The sequence below is a fragment of the Bradyrhizobium sp. 142 genome (genome assembly GCF_023074015.1).
Classification (GTDB): domain Bacteria; phylum Pseudomonadota; class Alphaproteobacteria; order Rhizobiales; family Xanthobacteraceae; genus Bradyrhizobium.
In genome coordinates, this window is record NZ_JADPKQ010000460.1 from 1 (window position 1) to 4,009 (window position 4,009).

The window sequence follows — 4,009 nt, forward strand, 5'->3', positions numbered from 1 at the left end:
TCATGGCGATGACACCACCATCCGTATCCTGGCGAAGGGCAAGTGCACGACCGGGCGGATCTGGACTTATGTGCGGGATGACCGGCCCTTCGCCGGGCCGGCGCCGCCGGCGGCGGTCTATTACGCCTCGAGCGACCGACGAGGCGAGCATCCCCAGAAGCATCTGGCCGCCTTCGCCGGTATCCTGCAAGCCGATTGCTACAACGGCTTCGAGCCGCTGTTCGACCCGCAGAGGAAGGTGCTGCCAATTACGCCGGCGTTTTGCTTTGCCCATGCGCGGCGGGGCTTCTTCGAGCTGGCTGACATCGAGAAAAATGCTCGGGAAGGTAAGAAGGGCAAACCGGCATCTCGGCAATCCAGCCGTCAGGTAGTTGCCTTGGTCGCCCTGTTTTCGGATCAAAAGCAAGTGAGCTTTCTCGCTCTGCTTTTCCGATTTGATCCACTATCGCGATCTTTCCTACCTCCACAGCTTGAGGCGTGTCGCTGACGTAGTGCAATGCCTCGTCGACTGAAATGAAGGCCGGAATGGCACCAGCAAGGATGTTGGCCGCTCTGGTATATTCGTTCGTCTGTTCGATCACCCCATTGACGTGCCGGCGAATGTGGTCGAGCAAATCATAACTGCCGCCTGTCAGTCGCGAACCATATTCAAACTGAAAGCGGACGGCCTCAGCAATCGCCTTCTTTAGCTCAGAACCAAGGGGAAGTCGTATTCGCGGCTTGCGCCGGCACCTATGACGAAAACGATCTTCTGTTTGAACACAGTATCAATGCTCCTTGATTCGTACCTTCGAATAAGGATGTACCCGCGAAGCGCGTGGTGTCTGCCTATTTCGCGCTTGTCCCACCTATTTCACAGGCGGTGGATAGACAGCCCGAGGCCTTTGACCCGCCGCGACTCAGGAGCGGCATCCGCGGGGCGCAATCAAGCGCTTTCATTTCGGCCAGTCCGGCAGCGTCACGCGCCGGCGAGGCCCGCCCTTCGATTTACCTTCACGTTTTCTGCGCTCCGCTGCTTCTCGGACCGAGACCAAGTGGTCGTAGCCGCCGACGTGCGACATGAGACTGGCCAGCTTCGCTTTTGCCTTGATGCTGGGCCCAATGCGCGCCGCTTCGAGGTCTCGCAAGTGTGTGAGGATGCGCTCGATATCTGGGGACTGAAATTTCAGACGATTTCCCATTCGCACGTAGAACGGAATTCAACCAGCCAATACTTCAACCACTGCGGTGAAACGCTGAGTGCTGCGGCCGCTTCTTTGATTGACATCAGGGCCACAGCGATCACCGACCCAGCTTCGAGGGGTCCGGTAGCCCATTGTGCTTGTCCAGCCACGCTTTCACAGCGGGCCAGTACCGCCTGGCCCCGAACAAGGCCTGCTTCCGCGGAAAGCCGTACTTGCTCTCGAGGCCGGGCAGCATAGGCCGCATGATCTTTTCCGGCACACCGAGGCGCCGGATTAGTTCGGCGTCGGTCAGGAAAAGCTTATCTTTCTCGCGTTCGAGCGTTTCAGGTGCTGGTGTCGACATGGCAATCCTCCCGGGGACACCCTGAAGGCTGTCGCCTCCGGCCGGCCCTGACGAATCCAAATCGCTCAGCATCCCCGCAATCCACCATGCCGCGGGCGCGCCGAGGCGCCCCGAAAGGGGATGGATTTCATACTGCCTGATCGGAACTGCTGCTGGTCCCTGTTAGCTGCTCTAGCAGCTGCCTAGCATCCTCTTCCGACAATTCGCTAGCGAAGCCGCTTTGCAACCTCGCGGGGCCGCGAATCCGTCTATCCCAGATCATCCACTTTCCCGCCACCGCGCCCTTTCTCAGGATGAAGCGGGAAACGGTGGGCTGGTCAGTCATTTGCCTTCGCTTTCAGCCCCAGCCGGGGGCATTGGCTAATATGTTAGCGGCAGCACTCGTTGCACAATTGCGCCGAGGCAAACTAGCACTACGAGCAACTTGAGCAGATTTGCTAGTCGGCTGTCGGTGGCGAATTTGTCGATCGCCCAAAAGCAGATTGCGCCGACGACGACGATAATTAAAACCCCAATCAAAACTGAAATCATGGCACCCTCGTTGTGCTGTCGATCTTCATTTCGTTTTCGCCTTCAGCCCCAGATCGACCAGGCGGCGGATGGCTTCAGGGCGAGTTAGTTCGGCATCCTTTTGCCTGGCAATCCAGTCATCGAGTGTTGCAAGCGGTTCATCGAGGAGCCGGACGCCGATCAACGTGCCCTTTCCGGTTGTAACCGGTCGGCCGCGTCTCTTTTTTGTGATAACACGAATTGACTTGCCCATGAATTAGGGTTATCACAAAATCAAGCCGAAGGGAAGCTGTCACTTCCGCCCCGGCTCTAACCCGAGCCAAAAGGATGGCCCTCCACATGACCCAAGCTGATTGCGTGCATAGCACGCCACCCCTAAACACGTCTGTACCTGACCCGGCCAATTCGTGGCACGCTGGCCGCTCGCAGGATTCGATTGCCGTCCAACCCACTATCGAACAGCGGCAAGCCCGCGAACACAGCCCATTCCCGACGCAACATGCTCGGCGCCCTGGCCGTGCTGCCCATTGCATTGCCGGCCGCCGCGGCGGTGTCCGATCCAGTCTTCGCGGCGATCGAGCGCCACCGGGCGGCCAGGGTGATCTGGGACGGCGAGGTAGACGTCCGTTCTCAATTCGAGGATCTGGCTATGACTGCAGAGCAGCGGAGGCAGCGTGACGTGCTCGATGATGCCGTCGTCGATGCCCGGGACGCTCTGGACCGGACTAGCGTCGCCCTGATCAACACATCCCCAACCACCTTCGCCGGCATCGCTATTGCCTTCCAATATCTGCGAAGGCAAATGCGCGACGATGGCACGTACATGCCGTACGACATCGAGTTTAAATTTGAGGAGGGCTATGAGGGCGGGGACGGCACCGTGGTGTTCGGCTGGATCGACGGGTGGCTCAAGACGATCATCGAAGCCACCGCAGGATCCGAGAAGGCGGTGCAGGCATGAGCAACAACCTCGTCCAATTTCCCGGAGCACCATCCGATCGCATCCTCAATGACGATAGCGACCTGGGCCATGCAGAGGCATTCCGTGACATGGAGGGCGAGGTCGGCGACCTCGACCGAATGGGTGAGATTGCCACCGACCTGATCATGCACTGCTCGGCGAGGGAAGACAGCTTCCATAAACTGGAGTTGGCCACGTTTGCAGTTTGGCAACTGGCGAAGATGCTGAAGGAGTTCAGGAAGAATTATCACCAGCGCTATCAGGGCGAAGAGGTCGCATCATGAAGCGCTGGCGCCGATCCCAAGAGAACGCATACCGCCGCTGGCGCGATGGAACAGTCACGCTACCCGTTGGTGAGAAGGTGGACGCCGGAAGATCATCAGCGGTTGGTAGCTATGGCCGCCGCAGGAAATCGACCCGACGAGATCGCTCGCGCGCTGGGCAGGACAGAACCGGCCGTGCGAGGTCGCGCGCATCTCCACAACATCCCCTTACGACTAGTACCCACTTTTCTTGGATCGTGAGTCGTGATTCAAGATATGGATGATCCCTGAAGCAAGAGAAGTCCGCCTTTCGCGGAAAGATCGTACGGTGCTTGAGGCGTGTTGCCGCTCGCCGGTGACGTTGCAGCGTGATTTGAAGCGGGCGCGGATAGTTCTGTTGGCGGCGGACGGGCGCAGCACCCGCTCGATCGCCAAAGAAGTCGGAGTCCAGCCGCGGATTGTCAGCCTTTGGCGGCATCGCTATGCCGACCGTGGCCTTGAAGGGCTGCAAGACAAGCCGCGGCCGGGCAAGCAGCCGATTTATACGAAGACGACCGACAGGCGGATTCTGAAGCTGCTGGATAAGCCGCCCCCGCAAGGGTTTGCGCGCTGGACCGGCCCTCTGCTGGCCGAGGCGCTGGGCGATGTTGACGTCCAATATGTCTGGCGGTTCCTGCGCAGCCACAACATCGACCTTGTGGTTCGCAAGTCCTGGTGCGAGAGCAATGACCCGCACTTCACGGCCAAG

6 protein-coding genes and 1 pseudogene are annotated in these 4,009 nt (G+C 59.3%); 4 read left to right on the forward strand and 3 right to left on the reverse strand.

Features of this window, described 5'->3' with window-relative positions:
• Window positions 1-343 (forward strand): annotated as a pseudogene (locus tag IVA82_RS42030) (transposase); the annotation flags it as partial.
• Between the two features lie 592 nt (window positions 344-935).
• Here the strand turns inward: IVA82_RS42030 and IVA82_RS42035 are convergent.
• The 3 genes from IVA82_RS42035 to IVA82_RS42045 all read right to left on the reverse strand — a co-directional run bounded on the left by IVA82_RS42035 (window position 936) and on the right by IVA82_RS42045 (window position 2,290).
• Window positions 936-1,181: a hypothetical protein gene (locus tag IVA82_RS42035; RefSeq protein WP_247388909.1), complete on the reverse strand. Its 246-nt coding sequence runs from the start codon at window positions 1,179-1,181 to the stop codon at window positions 936-938.
• 100 nt (window positions 1,182-1,281) lie between these two features.
• Window positions 1,282-1,527: a winged helix-turn-helix domain-containing protein gene (locus IVA82_RS42040; protein ID WP_247388910.1), complete on the reverse strand. Its 246-nt coding sequence runs from the start codon at window positions 1,525-1,527 to the stop codon at window positions 1,282-1,284.
• A gap of 556 nt (window positions 1,528-2,083) precedes the next feature.
• Window positions 2,084-2,290, reverse strand: a complete 207-nt coding sequence (locus tag IVA82_RS42045; protein ID WP_247388911.1) for a hypothetical protein — start codon at window positions 2,288-2,290, stop codon at window positions 2,084-2,086.
• Window positions 2,291-2,536: 246 nt separating this feature from the next.
• On the opposite strand from IVA82_RS42045, the gene IVA82_RS42050 reads away from it, so the two are divergent.
• The 3 genes from IVA82_RS42050 to IVA82_RS42060 form a co-directional block, all read left to right on the forward strand.
• Window positions 2,537-2,998 (forward strand): hypothetical protein, encoded by a 462-nt coding sequence (locus IVA82_RS42050; RefSeq protein ID WP_247388912.1) that lies wholly within the window; start codon window positions 2,537-2,539, stop codon window positions 2,996-2,998.
• Window positions 2,995-3,282, forward strand: coding sequence for a hypothetical protein (locus tag IVA82_RS42055; protein WP_247388913.1), 288 nt, complete (start codon window positions 2,995-2,997; stop codon window positions 3,280-3,282). The genes IVA82_RS42050 and IVA82_RS42055 overlap by 4 nt, the downstream gene beginning before the upstream one ends.
• Window positions 3,283-3,541: 259 nt before the next feature.
• Window positions 3,542-4,009: helix-turn-helix domain-containing protein (locus IVA82_RS42060; protein WP_247493887.1), on the forward strand; the 468-nt coding region annotated here is incomplete at its 3' end.

What these genes read in the sequence shown, in the direction of transcription:
- IVA82_RS42035 (WP_247388909.1), bottom strand. Translation starts at nt 1,181, where the DNA reads ATGGGAAATCGTCTGAAATTTCAGTCCCCAGATATCGAGCGCATCCTC.
- IVA82_RS42040 (WP_247388910.1), bottom strand. Translation starts at nt 1,527, where the DNA reads ATGTCGACACCAGCACCTGAAACGCTCGAACGCGAGAAAGATAAGCTT.
- IVA82_RS42045 (WP_247388911.1), bottom strand. Translation starts at nt 2,290, where the DNA reads ATGGGCAAGTCAATTCGTGTTATCACAAAAAAGAGACGCGGCCGACCG.
- IVA82_RS42050 (WP_247388912.1), top strand. Translation starts at nt 2,537, where the DNA reads ATGCTCGGCGCCCTGGCCGTGCTGCCCATTGCATTGCCGGCCGCCGCG.
- IVA82_RS42055 (WP_247388913.1), top strand. Translation starts at nt 2,995, where the DNA reads ATGAGCAACAACCTCGTCCAATTTCCCGGAGCACCATCCGATCGCATC.